Genomic DNA, 14,192 nt, shown 5'->3' with positions numbered 1-14,192 from the left:
GTAATCCCGCGCAACATTGTTATTAGAAAGGAAAAACGGCGCCTAATTTGGCTGAATCAGGCCAACAGGGCAAGCATTTTCTGCACGCTGAAATACTTGTTACAGGCAGGGTTATAACCAGGATAATAACTTGTAAATCAGTGTTAAATATCACTGTGTGACATTATAGCAGGATAATTGTTCTTGTTGCAGATCGGTTGATGGATTTTCCTGAGATAAACTGCTTTTCCTGCTCCGGGCAGGACATAATATTATCCAGCCCATTCAGATGGATGAATCCCCTGATTTTTGCCGAAGAAGTAAGCGCAATTGTCTGATTGTTGAGCACAATACGCGGCTGACAGTTCGCCGCAGGCTAATTTGTTGATCCTGCGCACAAAATTATCAATTAATTAGAAATGTAAAAAAAGAAAACGATTGCTGCTCTCCCGTTTGCCGACAATTTCACCACTTAATCGCGGCTTTCATTGTATAAGCTCTGCAATGCCCCCGGCGGCAGTGACCTGTTGCGCCAGGCAGGGGGAGGAGGGATAGCCGATCACCAGCCCTTAGACAGCCTGAAGAAATTGCTGTAACCTCGTTTTTTCCCTGCAAGGAACTCATCATGAAGCTGTCCGTTCGTGTCGCTCTCGTGGGCGATTACCGTGCCAGTGCTGTCGCGCACCAGGCTATTCCTCCCGCTGTTCAGCTTGCCGCAACCTCTCTCTCACTTAACGTAACCGCCGACTGGATCGCGACGCCGGAAATCGATCTGTCGCGTCTGCACGACTATGATGCCGTCTGGGTGGTGCCTGGCAGTCCCTTCCTGAATGATGCCGGCGTGTTTGACGTCATTCGCTGGGCGCGCGAAAGCGGTAAACCCTTTTTAGGCTCGTGCGCCGGCTTTCAGTATGCGGTGGTGGAGTACGCGCGCAACGTGCTGGGCTGGGAGGATGCTGGTCATGCCGAGACCGACCCTGACGCGCGCTGGGTGATTGCGCCACTGGCCTGCTCGCTGGTCGAGCAGCGCGGTGAGGTCACGTTTGAGCCGGGTTCGCGTATTGCTCAGGCCTACGGCGCGCTGCAGAGTAACGAAGGCTATCACTGCAACTTTGGCGTTAACGCTGAGTTCAGCGAGGCGCTGGCCACGCGCAATCTGCGTATTACCTCATGGGATCTGGAGGGGGATGTGCGCGGGGTAGAGCTGACCGATCATCCGTTCTTTGTCGCCACGCTGTTCCAGTCTGAACGCGCCGCGTTACAAAACCGGCTGTCACCGCTGGTCGTGGCGTGGCTGCAGGCGGCGCATTAACGGTTAATAAGCGGTCTACGGCGCGCAGGGTCGCGCCGTTACCGATCAGTCGGTCTTTTCCGTGAACTCACACAAATCTTCAATCAGGCAGGAGCCGCAGCGCGGTTTACGCGCCACGCAGGTGTAGCGACCGTGCAGAATCAGCCAGTGATGGCAGTCAACCTTAAAGTCGGCCGGCACCACCTTGAGCAGCTTCTGTTCTACTTCCTCAACGTTTTTACCCGGCGCAAAGCGGGTGCGATTGCTGACGCGGAAAATGTGGGTATCCACGGCAATGGTGGGCCAGCCAAAGGCGGTATTGAGCACCACGTTGGCGGTTTTGCGCCCGACGCCGGGCAGGGCTTCCAGTGCCGCGCGGTCTTCCGGCACCACACCGCCGTGCTGCTCCAGCAGGATGCGGCAGGTTTTGATGACGTTTTCCGCTTTGCTGTTAAACAGGCCAATGGTCTTGATGTACTCTTTAACGCCTTCCACGCCGAGCGCCAGCATTGCCGCTGGCGTATTGGCCACCGGATAGAGTCGGGCGGTGGCTTTATTGACGCTGACATCGGTTGCCTGTGCCGACAACAGCACAGCGATCAGCAGCTCAAACGGTGAGCTGAAATTCAGTTCGGTGGTCGGATGGGGATTGGCGTCACGCAGTCGCGTGAGGATCTGCAGGCGTTTATCCTTATTCACACAGCCTTCCCGGTTTCGCCCTGCGGCGCGGCGGCAGCAGCGTCCAGCTGACGTGCGGCGCGCTGCTTCATTTTCTGATCGATCAGGTATTTGCCGGCCAGCAGCATACCGAGGCCGATAAATGCACCCGGCGGCAGCATCGCCAGCAGCATCGGTGAATCAAAATGCACCACTTCAATGCGCAGCGCTTTAGCCCACGGCCCCAGCAGCTGGTCAGCGCCATTGAACAGCGTGCCGTTACCAATCAGTTCACGAATCGAACCCAGCGTCACCATTGCGCAGGTAGCGCCCATACCGATGGCAAAGCCATCCAGCGCGGAGAGGGGAATACTGCTTTTCGATGCCACCGCTTCCGCACGTCCCACCACAATGCAGTTGGTGACGATCAGCGGGATAAAGATGCCCAGCGACTGATACAGGCCATAGGCATAGGCGTTGATCAGCATCTGCACGCAGCTCACCACCGAGGCGATGATCATCACGTAGATCGGAATACGAATTTCACCCGGCACCCAGCGGCGCGAAGCGGAAATCGCACTGTTGGTGATGGTCAGTACCAGCGTGGTCGCCAGTCCAAGGCCCAGTGCGTTAGTGGCGGTTGAGGTCACCGCCAGCAGCGGACAGAGCCCCAGCAGCTGCACCAGCGCCGAGTTGTTCTTCCACAATCCGCCAATCAGTAAATTTTTCGCTTCACTCATGGTGCATCTCCACATTCAGGCAGCGAAGCGAGCTTCGCTGGCAGCGTTTCAATCAGCAGCGCCGTGCGTTTGGTGGCGTTGACCACCGCGCGCGGCGTAATGGTCGCGCCGGTAAACTGGTCAAATTCGCCACCGTCTTTTTTCACGGCAAAGGCTTTATCGTCGGCACCGTGCACCACTTTGCCGTTAAAACTGTTGATCCAGTCGGAAATTCGCAGCTCGATTTTATCACCCAGACCCGGCGTCTCATGATGTTCAATTACGCGTACGCCCAGCACTTTGCCGTGAAAATCGGCGCCGACCAGCATCTGTATCGCGCCAGAATAGCCGTCAGGGGCGGTGGTCTCAAGTGCGGCGGCCACCGGTTGATCCCCTTTGCGCGCCACATACAGATGATGCGGTTTGTCGTTGCCGAGCGCGCGGGCATCGGTCACCAGCAGACACTCCTGCTGAATATTGTTGTCGTACAAATCGGTGGGCACCACCTGGTCGAGCAGGTTTTTCTGCTGCAGCGCAGTCTGGTGATCGACCGTCGGTTTGGTGACGTAGTTGACCACCGCCGTCACGCCGGTGGTGATCACGGCAAACATGCCCAGCGTGAACGCGTTTTTACGAATGGTTTCGATCATCATCAATCCCTGCGATGTCCATACACGCGCGGCTGCGTGTAGTAGTCAATCAGCGGCACGCAGATGTTGGCGAGCAGCACCGCAAAGGCGACGCCATCCGGATAGCCACCGAAGCTGCGAATCAGCCACACCAGCAGGCCAATCAGCGCACCGTAAATCAGCCGGCCACGGTTGGTGGTAGAAGCGGTGACCGGATCGGTGGCAATAAAGAAGGCACCGAGCATGGTCGCCCCGGAGAACAGATGCACCAGCGGCGAGTTCAGCGACTGCGGCGCGAACAGCCAGCCGAGCGTGGCGCACAGCGCCAGCGACAGCAGGAAGCTGAACGGGATATGCCAGCGAATGGCGTTATTCGCCAGCAGCAGCATGCCGCCGAGCAGATAGCCGAGATTGACCCACTGCCAGCCGAGGCCGGCCAGTACGCCGCCGTAAATCGGCTGGGCCAGCAGCTGTTCGGCGCTGTGTCCGGCGCGCAGGCCGGTTTTAAAGGTATCCAGCGGCGTGGCCTGGCTCACGCCATCCACACCCAGCTGTAGCTGCTGCATTGTGTCACCGGCCAGCGTGTGGCCGGTAAAAATCATACTGAGTGAGTCCATCAGGCCAGGTTTAATGGCCTGCAGCACATCCGGCGGCAGCCAGCTGGTCATCTGCACCGGGAAGGAGATCAGCAGTACCACATAACCGACCATCGCCGGATTGAACGGGTTCTGGCCAAGGCCGCCGTACAGTTGCTTGGCGATAACCACGGCAAATACGGTACCGAGCACCACCAGCCACCACGGCGCCAGCGGCGGCAGGCTGATTCCCAGCAGCAGCGCCGTGAGCAGGGCTGAGTTATCCGCCAGCGTCGGCACCACCGGTGCGCGGCGCAGGCGCAGAATCGCGCCTTCAGTGATCCATGCGGTAGCGACCGCCAGCAGCACCTGAATCAGGAAACCGATGCCGAAGAAATACCACTGTGCCGCCATGCCGGGCAGCGCGGCCAGTACCACCAGCAGCATGATGTTGCCGGTGCTGCGGCGGTTATGGGTATAAGGCGAACTTGCAATACGAAAAGCCATTTAGTCCTCAGTCGTCGAAGGCTGCTGCTGCGCTTTACGCGCTTTGGCACGGGCGACCGCTGCGGCAATCGCCGCTTTGCGTGGGTCGGCGGAGTCAGGAGAGGCAGCAGCCTCCACTTCAGGGGATGCGGCGGGCGCGTCGGCTGTCTGCTGCGCTGCGGCCGCGGCTTTCTTCGCTTTGGCGCGCGCAATAGCGGCTTCGACTGCCGCTTTGCGCGGATCGACCTCAGCTGCTGGCGCTTCGGCTGCCGGCTCAGCATCGGCCGGAGTCTGCGCTGCCGCAGCTTTCTTCGCTTTAGCACGCGCAATAGCGGCTTCGACTGCGGCTTTGCGCGGATCGACTTCAGCCGCTGGCGTTTCCGCTGCCGGCTCAGCGTCGGCCGGAGTCTGTGCGGCCGCGGCTTTCTTCGCTTTGGCGCGCGCAATAGCGGCTTCGACTGCGGCTTTGCGCGGATCGACCTCAGCCGCTGGCGTTTCCGCTGCCGGCTCAGCGTCGGCCGGCGTCTGCGCCGCCGCAGCTTTCTTCGCTTTGGCACGCGCAATAGCCGCTTCAACCGCCGCTTTGCGCGGATCGCTATCTGCGGTCGTGGTGTCAGCGGCTGGCTGTGCCGGCGCGGCCACTTTTTTCGCTTTGGCACGCGCAATGGCGGCTTCCACGGCGGCCTTGCGCGGGTCAATGGCCTGGCGGCTTAGCGGTTCGGTTTCAGCCTGCTTCTCGGCCTGCTGCGCCAGCGCCTGGGCATGGCGCGCTTCACGTTCGGCGGCTTCCTGTTCCGGCGTTTTGGCCTGACGCGCTTTCACGCGCCCGATTGCCGCTTCCAGCTCGGCTTTATCGCTGCGCGCAACCCGCTGTTTGGCCTGCTCGTGGCGCGCTTCCCGCGCCAGTTTTTCCCGCTCAAGGCGTGCCTGACGCGCTTCAAAGCGTGCTTTGGCTTCGGCGGTGCGTTTGGCCTCCAGATCGATGGCGCGCAGTTCGGCTTTTTCCTGACGATAATACTGCACCAGCGGAATATTGCTGGGACAGACATACGCACAGGCACCGCACTCAATGCAGTCATCAATGTGATGGGCGCGCGCTTTGTCATGATCGCCACCCTGGCTGTACCAGTACAGCTGCTGCGGCAGCAGTTTTGCCGGGCAGGCGTCAGCGCAGGCGCTGCAGCGGATGCAGGACTGTTCTTCCTGCGGTTGCCCCATCTCGCTGGCCGACGGTGCCAGAATACAGTTGGTGATCTTCACCACCGGCACGTTGAGGGACGGCAGGGTAAAGCCCATCAGCGGCCCGCCCATGATCACCATCTGGCGCGCACCCGGCGTGAAACCGACCTGTTGCAACAGATGGCTTACCGGGGTACCGAGACGACCCCAGACATTACGCGGCCGGGCAATGGCCTCGCCGGTCAGCGTCACCACGCGCTCCGTAATCGGTTCGCCATCGATAATGGCGCGCTTCACCGCCCAGGCGGTGCCGACGTTCTGCATCAGCACGCCAATGTCTGTGGAGCGTCCGCCGTGCGGCACTTCCCGCCCGGTGAGAATTTTGGTCAGCTGTTTGGCACCGCCGGAAGGGTATTTGGTTGGGATCACCCGCAGCTGCAGCTCGCGGTCACCGGCCAGCGCCTGTTTCAGCGCGGCAATCGCCTCCGGCTTATTGTCTTCAATGCCAATCAGCACGCGCTCCGCCTGCAGCACCCAGGCGAGGATGCGGCAGCCCTCCAGCACTTCCGCCGCACAATCCTGCATCAGGCGATCGTCCGCCGTGATGTAAGGTTCGCACTCGGCGGCGTTGATGATCAGCGTGTTGACGCCGCGCAGTCCGCCACGCAGTTTGGTGGCGGTCGGGAAGCCCGCGCCGCCGAGGCCTGCAATACCGGCTTCGTGGATGCGTTTCACTACCGCGTCCCGACCCAGCGCGCGATAGTCCGGCTGCGGATCGAGCGGCATCCAGCGGTCTTCGCCATCGGCGCGCAGGAAAACGCACAGCTCGGACAGGCCGGAAGGGTGCGCCGTCATGTGTGGCGCGATGGCTTCAATGGTGCCGGAAGTGGGCGCGTGCACCGGCAGCATCCGGCCGCTGCCAAAGGTCAGCGGCTGGCCGCGCAGTACCTTATCGCCCGGCGCCACACAGATTTCGCCTTCGTGGCCGATATGCTGTTTCAACGGAATAATGAACTGTTCAGGCAGCGGGAGCTGGCTGAGCGGCGTGCCGCTGGACTGGGTTTTCATTTCCGGCGGGTGAATCCCGCCTTCGAAATCCCACAGCTTCTCTTTGCGCAGCAGCGATAACAGATTAAGCATGATGTTCTACCGGGATCACCCGTACAGGTATGGTGTCGAGATCCCACTTCCAGTTGGCCGTGGTGGTGGCAACCGGGCGCATCTCAATACAGTCGGTGGGACAGGGCGCGACGCACAGGTCGCAGCCGGTGCAGACATCGCTCAGCACGGTGTGCATGGCGCGCGTCGCACCGACGATGGCGTCAACCGGGCAGGCCTGAATACATTTGGTGCAGCCAATGCAGTTGGCTTCGTCAATCCACGCCACGGTGCGAACCGGCGTCAGCACCTCCGCGCCGCCGTCCAGCGGCTGCGGTTCAACGTTGAGCAGTTCGGCCAGCTTCAGCATGGTCTGTTCGCCGCCCGGCGCACATTTATTAATGGCTTCACCGTTATTGCCCACCGCATCGGCGTACGGACGGCAGCCGGGATAGCCACACTGGCCGCACTGGCTCTGCGGCAGAATCGCATCGATCTGCTCAACAATCGGGTCTTCTTCAACTTCAAAGCGGCGCGAGGCGTAGCCCAGCAGGGCACCAAACACCAGTGCCAGCGCCGCCAGAACAGCAATAGCAATCCAAATCGCGGTCATATCAGAATTTCACCAGACCGGTAAAGCCCATGAACGCCAGCGCCATCAGGCCGGCGGTGATCAGGGCAATGGAGTTTCCTTTGAACGGTGCCGGCACGTTGGCCAGCACCAGACGTTCACGCATGCCAGCGAACAGCACCATCACCAGCGAAAAGCCGAGTGACGCACTGAAGCCGTACAGCGCCGCCTGCAGGAACGTGTGGTTGAGGTTGACGCTCAGCAGCGGCACGCCCAGCACTGCGCAGTTGGTGGTGATCAGCGGCAAAAAGATACCGAGCAGGCGATACAGCGACGGGCTGGTTTTACGCACCACCATTTCGGTGAACTGCACTACTACCGCAATCACCAGGATATAGGCCATGGTACGCAGGTACACCAGATCGAGCGGCAGCAGAATCAGGTGATTCACCAGCCAGGCGCAAATCGACGCCAGCGTAATGACGAACGTGGTGGCAAGTCCCATGCCAATGGCCGTTTCCAGTTTTTTTGACACGCCCATAAAAGGGCAAAGGCCGAGGAATTTGACCAACACGAAGTTGTTCACCAGCACTGTGCCAATAAAGAGCAGTAAGTAATCGGTCATTTTTTAACCTGGGAAGCCGAAAGGCGTTTATTATCCGGAATTGAGAGGTGCATCTCAACCTTTGCGCGATTCGTGCGCTGGCTGAGAGCACTCAGAATTAAATTCCTGACGAAAAGAGCGTCATCAGGGCTGAATAAAGGTCTGTTTGACCCGCTGTGAGCGTTTGAAGTAGGGCACAAAGACCGCCGCCGAGAGCAGGGCCAGCAGCAATGTCTGGATCGCTTTCCCATCGGCTACCGGCGTAAAAGCGAAGGTTTTCAGCGCCAGCAATACGGTCATCAGCAGCCAGAGAATGTAGTGGCGAGGCAGACGACGCGAGCGCTGACAAAAGATCCAGCACACCCAGATGCTGTACAGCCACACCGCGGCGGCGGTGAGTAAGGACACCAGCCACTGCGTCATTAAAATACTGGCGTGAGAAAACAGCGTGGTGCGCAGTTCCGTGTCAAACAGCGGCCGCAGATAGAGCGCCACCACCAGCGCGCTGGTCAGCATCGTCATAATCAGCCAGGCCAGCGGCAGCAGCAGCCAGCCGGCAATACGCGGCGGGTTTACCGATTCGGACATGTTGTTCATCCTGATGTAAGAAAAAAGACGAGGCAGAGCGTACCATGTCCAAACGGGTCACGCCCGATTCGGACAGCGCACCAGGGGCAGAAACAGAGATAAGCGCGCTTTACACCACGTAGCGCCAGACGGATTTCGGCACACAGCCGAGGTCATACAGACGGCCACCTGAGGCGAGTTCAGCACGGCGGTGATCGGCGGCGCGGTACATATTGATGATCTCGTTATCATCAGTGAGCGAATAATTGAGGTGATCGTAGAGTTTTTCCAGACTCTCAAGATTATTCACTTTACGAAATTTCAGCAGGTAATCGAGCGCAGTCATGATTGCCATAAAAGATAGAGAACGGGGAAGTGCTCAAGTATAGGGAGCACGCGGCCAGAGTCCAGACACCGCGGTTAAAAAAATTCAAAATTCAGACAACGTGCGCTAATTCGCTCATCAAAAGGGACTTTTTTACGCTTTTATCATTTTTAACGCGCATTTTTCTGCGCGTCAGGCGCGTTTTTGGCCCCGTTAACCGGGGGCTGGTGAGAAAATTTAACAGCTGCCTTAAACGGTATTCCAGACGCTATTTTTCGCACTTTTGTTGCGCTTATTTTGAAACGCAGCAGGCGCGAAAAAGCGATTTATCGGTAACGGGTGACGCACAAGGGTGCAGCTGTGATGAAACGTCAAATCGCAAGTGTGCGAATTATCACAAAACAGAACATTGCCTGCCGCCCGCATGAATAACCATTCTTTACGCGTCCGTTGTAATCGTTTCCAGTGCCTGCGGTCATAACCGCTTCTGTTTATTACAGTTATTTAACCTCCGCTGACATAAAGTACAGGCGTTTTGTCCATAAGCTGAGTCAGCTGTCTGACACGCTGATACGCGTAACCCCTTTAATTCATTCTGTTTTGTGAGGTGTGTCGCGCTTGTTTTAGCGCAATTGCGCCAGGCTTGAAGCGCGTTTGTACCCCTACAGCACACTCCCTTCAGAGGAATGAAAATTATGTGGAAACGTTTACTCTTGACCACCATGGTCAGCGCCGCACTCAGCACATCGGTTCTGGCTGCCGACATGACGGTGGGCTTCTCACAGGTCGGTTCTGAATCCGGCTGGCGTTCGGCCGAAACCAACGTGGCAAAAAGTGAAGCGCAAAAGCGCGGTATCACCCTGAAAATTGCCGATGGTCAGCAGAAGCAGGAGAACCAGATCAAAGCGGTGCGCTCGTTCATCGCTCAGGGCGTTGATGCCATCTTTATCGCGCCAGTGGTACAGACTGGCTGGGAACCGGTGCTGGAAGAGGCCAAAGACGCCAAAATTCCGGTGTTCCTGCTGGACCGCGCCATCGTGGTGAAAGATAAATCGCTGTACATGGCGGTGGTGACGGCCGACAACGTGCTGGAAGGCAAACTGATTGGTGACTGGCTGGTGAAAACCGTCGGTGACAAGCAGTGTAACGTGGTGGAACTGCAGGGTACCGTTGGTGCCAGCGTAGCGATCGACCGTAAGAAAGGCTTTGCCGAAGCCATCGCCGGCCACAACAACATCAAAGTGATTCGCTCGCAGTCCGGTGACTTTACCCGCAGTAAGGGTAAAGAGGTGATGGAGAGCTTCATCAAAGCCGAGAACAACGGCAAAAACATCTGCATGGTGTATGCGCATAACGATGACATGGCGATCGGCGCCATCCAGGCAATTAAAGAAGCCGGCCTGAAACCGGGCAAAGATATTCTCACCGGTTCGATTGATGGCGTGCCGGATATCTATAAAGCGATGCTGGCCGGCGAGGCCAACGCCAACGTTGAGCTGACGCCAGACATGGCCGGCCCGGCGTTTGACGCGCTGGAGAAATTCAAAAAAGACGGCACGCTGCCGCCGAAGATTATCAAAACCGAATCAAAACTGTTCTTACCGGCTGACGCTCAGGCGGAGCTGGATAAGAAAAAAGGCATGGGTTACTGATCCCCGCAACCGCCCTTCGGGGCGGTTTTTATGACGTAAGCGAGGCAGAATCTGATGAGCAGCTACGATGAAACACCCCTGCTGAGCCTCAACGGCATCAGCAAAGGCTTTCCCGGCGTCAAAGCGCTGGATAACGTGTCGTTCAGTATCCGCAAGGGCGAAATTATGGCGCTGCTGGGTGAGAACGGCGCGGGGAAATCGACCCTGATTAAAGTGCTGACCGGCGTCTACACGCGGGATGCCGGCACCATTACCCTCAACGGCGCGGTGATTGCGCCGCACAGTACCGCCGATGCGCAGCAGATGGGCATTGGCACCGTTTATCAGGAAGTGAATCTGCTGCCGAATATGTCGGTGGCGGATAACCTCTACATTGGCCGCGAGCCGCGCCGCTTCGGCATGATCGATCGCAAGCGCATGGTGCGCGACGCCGATGCGCTGATGCGCAACTACGGCTTCGCGCTGGATGTGACGCGTCCGCTCGGCCACTACTCGGTGGCGATGCAGCAGATCATTGCGATCTGCCGCGCAGTCGATCTCTCCGCGCAGGTACTGATTCTGGATGAACCGACTGCCAGCCTCGATGCCAGCGAAGTGGAGATGCTGTTTACCCTGATGGCGCAGCTGAAAGCCAAAGGCATGAGCCTGATTTTTGTCACCCACTTTCTCGACCAGGTGTACCGCATTACCGACCGGATTACCGTACTGCGCAACGGCCAGTTTATCGCCACGCGGGACACCGCCTCGCTGCCGCAGATTGAGCTGATTAAGCTGATGCTGGGGCGAGAGCTGCTGGAAACCGCACTGCAGCGCCAGGGCAGCACGTTACGCAGCAATCAGCCGGTGGTGTCGTTTGAGGATTACGGCAAGAAAGGCACCATTGAACCGTTTAGCCTGCAGGTACGGCCGGGCGAAGTGGTGGGGCTGGCCGGGCTGCTCGGCTCCGGGCGCACCGAGACCGCCGAGGTGCTGTTTGGCATCCGCCGCGCCGATCGCGGTACCGCCACCATCAAAGGCAAAGTGCAGCACATCCGCACGCCGGCCAAAGCCTCGCGTCTCGGCATGGGCTTCTGCCCGGAAGATCGTAAAACTGACGGCATCATCGGCGCGGCCTCGGTGCGGGAAAACATCATTCTGGCGCTGCAGGCGCAGCGTGGCTGGCTGCGGCCGATCAAACGCCGTGAGCAGCAGGCGATAGCCGAGCGTTTTATCAAGAGCCTGGGTATTCGCACGCCGCACGCCGACCAGCCGGTGGAGTTGCTGTCGGGTGGCAACCAGCAGAAGGTGCTGCTGTCACGCTGGCTGGTGACTAAACCACAGTTTCTGATTCTGGATGAGCCGACGCGCGGTATCGACGTGGGCGCCCACGCCGAGATCATTCGGCTGATTGAATCCCTGTGCGCCGACGGACTGGCGCTGCTGGTCATCTCCTCTGAACTGGAAGAGCTGGTGGGCTATGCCGATCGCGTGCTGATCATGCGCGATCTGAAGCAGGTCGCCGAAATTCCGCTGGAGCAGCTGTCGGTGGCGTCGATCGTCAACGCCATCGCGGACGGAGGAGCACAACATGCTTGAATCGCCTATGACACACGAAAAACCGGAACGGCGGAAGCCGAAGCTGCCGCCGGGCATGCCGCAGATCGTCGCGCTGATTCTGGTGCTGCTGATCGACAGCCTGGTGGCGAATAACTTTTTTGCTATTCACATTCAGGATGGCCGGCTGTTCGGCAGCCCGATTGATATTCTCAACCGCGCCGCACCGGTGGCGTTGCTGGCGATTGGTATGACGCTGGTGATCGCCACCGGCGGGATCGATCTGTCGGTGGGCGCGGTAATGGCGATTGCCGGCGCGACGGCGGCGACGCTGACGGTGGCGGGGCACAGCCTGAGTTTTATTATTCTGGCCACGCTCGGTACCGGGCTGCTGTGCGGCCTGTGGAACGGCGTGCTGGTAGCGCTGCTGAAGATTCAGCCGTTTGTCGCCACGCTGATTCTGATGGTGGCCGGGCGCGGCATCGCGCAGCTGATCACCCAGGGACAGATCGTCACCTTCAACAGTGACAGCCTCGCGTGGTTTGGCAGCGGTTCGCTGTGGCTGATGCCGGTACCGGTGTGGATTACCCTGCTGGTGGCGGTAGCGGTATGGCTGCTGACGCGCAAAACCGCGCTTGGCCTGTTCATCGAAGCGGTAGGCATCAACCTGCGCGCGGCGCGCAATGCCGGGGTGACCGGCTGGCTGGTGGTGATGTCCACCTACGCCATCAGCGGCGTGTGTGCGGCGGTAGCCGGGCTGATTGTCGCCGCTGATATTCGCGGTGCCGATGCCAACAATGCCGGGTTGTGGCTGGAGCTGGACGCCATTCTGGCGGTGGTGATTGGTGGCGCCTCGCTGATGGGCGGGCGTTTTAACCTGGTGCTGTCGCTGGTTGGTGCGCTGATTATCCAGTCAATGAATACCGGCATCCTGCTGTCAGGTTTTCCGCCGGAGCTGAACCAGGTGGTGAAAGCGGTAGTGGTGATGTGCGTACTGCTGCTGCAGTCGCCGCGCTTTATCGCCATGCTGAAGGGGAGACGTAAACCATGATCAAGCGTCATTTACCGTTAATGATTACCCTGCTGGTGTTTGTCGCAGGCTACCTGTTCTGCCTCAGCCAGTTCCCCGGCTTTGCCTCAACGCGGGTTATTTGCAACATCCTCACGGATAATGCGTTTCTCGGCATCATCGCCGTCGGTATGACGTTTGTGATTTTGTCCGGCGGCATCGATCTGTCCGTTGGCGCGGTGATCGCCTTCACCGGCGTGTTCCTGGCGCGCATCATCGGCGACTACCATGTCGATCCGCTGCTGGCCTTTGCGCTGATTCTGGCGGCAGGCGCGCTGTTTGGTGCCATGATGGGCTGGCTGATTGATGCATTAAAAATCCCGGCCTTTATCATCACGCTCGCCGGGATGTTTTTCCTGCGCGGCTGCAGCTATCTGGTGTCGGAGAACTCGATTCCTATCGATCATCCGCTGTATACCACGCTGTCGAGCCTGGCGTGGAAAATTCCGGGCGGCGGACGTCTCAGCCTGCTGGCGGTGATTATGCTGGTGGTGGTGGCGGGGGGCATTCTGCTGGCGCACCGTACGCGCTTCGGTAATCAGGTGTACGCCATTGGCGGCAATCTGACGTCGGCTCAGCTGATGGGCGTGTCAACGCGTGCCACCACGATTAAGATTTATATGCTGTCGACCACGCTGGCGACGCTGGCAGGCATCGTATTTTCCATTTACACCTCGGCCGGCTACGCGCTGGCCGGGCTGGGCGTCGAGCTGGATGCCATTGCTTCGGTGGTGATTGGCGGCACGCTGCTGTCGGGTGGCGTCGGTACGGTGCTGGGCACGCTCTTTGGGGTGCTGATTCAGGGGTTGATTCAGACATGGATTAACTTCGACGGCACGCTGAGTTCGTGGTGGACCAAAATCGCCATCGGTATTCTGCTGTTTGCCTTCATTGCGCTGCAGCGTCTGCTGACGGTGATGTGGGACCGCCAGCAGAACGCGCCGGTTAAGCGTTTAACGTCTTAGTCGTGATCGCATGTGTGTTAAGAGGTGCGCAAACTGGCGCACCTTTTTTATGCCCTGTTTCGTGGATGTTTAGTGGGGTTGCTGTTAATTGAGTGCCCGGCCCCATCAAGGCCAGCCCGATCGCAAAGAAACCCCGCATCCATGCCGATCGGCCGCGCCATCCCTGGCGCGGACGCTTTGCTATTCGGGCTGGCCTTGATGGGGCAAGTGAGACTGCCATTGCTGTCGTCAGTATGACGCTTGATGGTCGATGCAAATTCGTCTCCGGTAAAAGCGCAACGAACCTGCATTAA

The 14,192-nt window shown here is 58.8% G+C and carries 14 protein-coding genes; 5 read left to right on the top strand and 9 right to left on the bottom strand.

Annotated features, from left to right (window positions below):
• Positions 1-604: 604 nt before the first annotated feature.
• On the top strand, positions 605-1,291 hold the full coding sequence (locus tag K7H94_RS10205; protein WP_222950997.1) for a CTP synthase C-terminal region-related (seleno)protein: 687 nt from the start codon (positions 605-607) through the stop codon (positions 1,289-1,291).
• Positions 1,292-1,336: 45 nt separating this feature from the next.
• On the opposite strand, the gene nth is transcribed toward K7H94_RS10205, so the two are convergent.
• The 9 genes from nth to ydgT form a co-directional block, all read right to left on the bottom strand.
• Positions 1,337-1,969 (bottom strand): endonuclease III, encoded by a 633-nt coding sequence (gene nth, locus K7H94_RS10200; protein ID WP_021506194.1) that lies wholly within the window; start codon positions 1,967-1,969, stop codon positions 1,337-1,339.
• Positions 1,966-2,667 (bottom strand): electron transport complex subunit E, encoded by a 702-nt coding sequence (locus K7H94_RS10195; RefSeq protein ID WP_058757701.1) that lies wholly within the window; start codon positions 2,665-2,667, stop codon positions 1,966-1,968. The genes nth and K7H94_RS10195 overlap by 4 nt, the downstream gene beginning before the upstream one ends.
• Positions 2,664-3,296 (bottom strand): electron transport complex subunit RsxG, encoded by a 633-nt coding sequence (gene rsxG, locus K7H94_RS10190; protein WP_031279157.1) that lies wholly within the window; start codon positions 3,294-3,296, stop codon positions 2,664-2,666. Before rsxG ends, K7H94_RS10195 begins: the two co-directional genes overlap by 4 nt.
• 2 nt (positions 3,297-3,298) lie before the next feature.
• Complete coding sequence (gene rsxD, locus K7H94_RS10185) at positions 3,299-4,357, bottom strand: electron transport complex subunit RsxD (RefSeq protein ID WP_222950996.1); 1,059 nt, start codon at positions 4,355-4,357, stop codon at positions 3,299-3,301.
• Positions 4,358-6,655, bottom strand: coding sequence for an electron transport complex subunit RsxC (gene rsxC, locus K7H94_RS10180; protein ID WP_222950995.1), 2,298 nt, complete (start codon positions 6,653-6,655; stop codon positions 4,358-4,360).
• Positions 6,648-7,226, bottom strand: a complete 579-nt coding sequence (rsxB, locus tag K7H94_RS10175; protein WP_021506189.1) for an electron transport complex subunit RsxB — start codon at positions 7,224-7,226, stop codon at positions 6,648-6,650. Before rsxB ends, rsxC begins: the two co-directional genes overlap by 8 nt.
• A gap of 1 nt (position 7,227) precedes the next feature.
• Complete coding sequence (gene rsxA / locus K7H94_RS10170; protein WP_010618951.1) at positions 7,228-7,809, bottom strand: electron transport complex subunit RsxA; 582 nt, start codon at positions 7,807-7,809, stop codon at positions 7,228-7,230.
• 123 nt (positions 7,810-7,932) lie between these two features.
• Positions 7,933-8,376: a DUF2569 domain-containing protein gene (locus K7H94_RS10165; protein WP_058758460.1), complete on the bottom strand. Its 444-nt coding sequence runs from the start codon at positions 8,374-8,376 to the stop codon at positions 7,933-7,935.
• Positions 8,377-8,485: 109 nt separating this feature from the next.
• On the bottom strand, positions 8,486-8,701 hold the full coding sequence (ydgT, locus tag K7H94_RS10160; protein ID WP_010618950.1) for a transcription modulator YdgT: 216 nt from the start codon (positions 8,699-8,701) through the stop codon (positions 8,486-8,488).
• Positions 8,702-9,375: 674 nt separating this feature from the next.
• Between ydgT and ytfQ the strand changes: the two genes are divergently transcribed.
• Genes ytfQ through yjfF form a run of 4 tightly spaced genes read left to right on the top strand, consistent with a single transcriptional unit; the run spans position 9,376 to position 13,899 of the window.
• Positions 9,376-10,332, top strand: a complete 957-nt coding sequence (gene ytfQ / locus K7H94_RS10155) for a galactofuranose ABC transporter, galactofuranose-binding protein YtfQ (protein WP_021506185.1) — start codon at positions 9,376-9,378, stop codon at positions 10,330-10,332.
• A gap of 54 nt (positions 10,333-10,386) precedes the next feature.
• Complete coding sequence (locus K7H94_RS10150; protein WP_021506184.1) at positions 10,387-11,907, top strand: sugar ABC transporter ATP-binding protein; 1,521 nt, start codon at positions 10,387-10,389, stop codon at positions 11,905-11,907.
• On the top strand, positions 11,900-12,916 hold the full coding sequence (gene ytfT / locus K7H94_RS10145; RefSeq protein ID WP_222950994.1) for a galactofuranose ABC transporter, ATP-binding protein YtfT: 1,017 nt from the start codon (positions 11,900-11,902) through the stop codon (positions 12,914-12,916). The genes K7H94_RS10150 and ytfT overlap by 8 nt, the downstream gene beginning before the upstream one ends.
• The gene (gene yjfF, locus K7H94_RS10140) at positions 12,913-13,899 is read left to right on the top strand and encodes a galactofuranose ABC transporter, permease protein YjfF (protein WP_021506182.1); all 987 of its coding nucleotides are present in this window, start codon (positions 12,913-12,915) and stop codon (positions 13,897-13,899) included. Before ytfT ends, yjfF begins: the two co-directional genes overlap by 4 nt.
• The last annotated feature ends 293 nt before the right edge of the window (positions 13,900-14,192 follow it).

Origin of the sequence: Pantoea dispersa, assembly GCF_019890955.1 — a bacterium.
In the GTDB taxonomy this organism is placed as follows: Bacteria; Pseudomonadota; Gammaproteobacteria; order Enterobacterales; family Enterobacteriaceae; genus Pantoea; species Pantoea dispersa.
The sequence above is the reverse complement of the archived record's forward strand: the minus strand, read 5'-3'. Positions and strand labels throughout refer to the sequence as shown.

Bases quoted from the DNA above. Each gene is read 5' to 3' on its own strand.
- K7H94_RS10205 (WP_222950997.1), top strand. From the start codon at position 605: ATGAAGCTGTCCGTTCGTGTCGCTCTCGTGGGCGATTACCGTGCCAGT.
- K7H94_RS10195 (WP_058757701.1), bottom strand. From the start codon at position 2,667: ATGAGTGAAGCGAAAAATTTACTGATTGGCGGATTGTGGAAGAACAAC.
- rsxG (WP_031279157.1), bottom strand. From the start codon at position 3,296: ATGATCGAAACCATTCGTAAAAACGCGTTCACGCTGGGCATGTTTGCC.
- rsxD (WP_222950996.1), bottom strand. From the start codon at position 4,357: ATGGCTTTTCGTATTGCAAGTTCGCCTTATACCCATAACCGCCGCAGC.
- rsxC (WP_222950995.1), bottom strand. From the start codon at position 6,655: ATGCTTAATCTGTTATCGCTGCTGCGCAAAGAGAAGCTGTGGGATTTC.
- rsxB (WP_021506189.1), bottom strand. From the start codon at position 7,226: ATGACCGCGATTTGGATTGCTATTGCTGTTCTGGCGGCGCTGGCACTG.
- rsxA (WP_010618951.1), bottom strand. From the start codon at position 7,809: ATGACCGATTACTTACTGCTCTTTATTGGCACAGTGCTGGTGAACAAC.
- K7H94_RS10165 (WP_058758460.1), bottom strand. From the start codon at position 8,376: ATGTCCGAATCGGTAAACCCGCCGCGTATTGCCGGCTGGCTGCTGCTG.
- ydgT (WP_010618950.1), bottom strand. From the start codon at position 8,701: ATGACTGCGCTCGATTACCTGCTGAAATTTCGTAAAGTGAATAATCTT.
- ytfQ (WP_021506185.1), top strand. From the start codon at position 9,376: ATGTGGAAACGTTTACTCTTGACCACCATGGTCAGCGCCGCACTCAGC.
- K7H94_RS10150 (WP_021506184.1), top strand. From the start codon at position 10,387: ATGAGCAGCTACGATGAAACACCCCTGCTGAGCCTCAACGGCATCAGC.
- ytfT (WP_222950994.1), top strand. From the start codon at position 11,900: ATGCTTGAATCGCCTATGACACACGAAAAACCGGAACGGCGGAAGCCG.
- yjfF (WP_021506182.1), top strand. From the start codon at position 12,913: ATGATCAAGCGTCATTTACCGTTAATGATTACCCTGCTGGTGTTTGTC.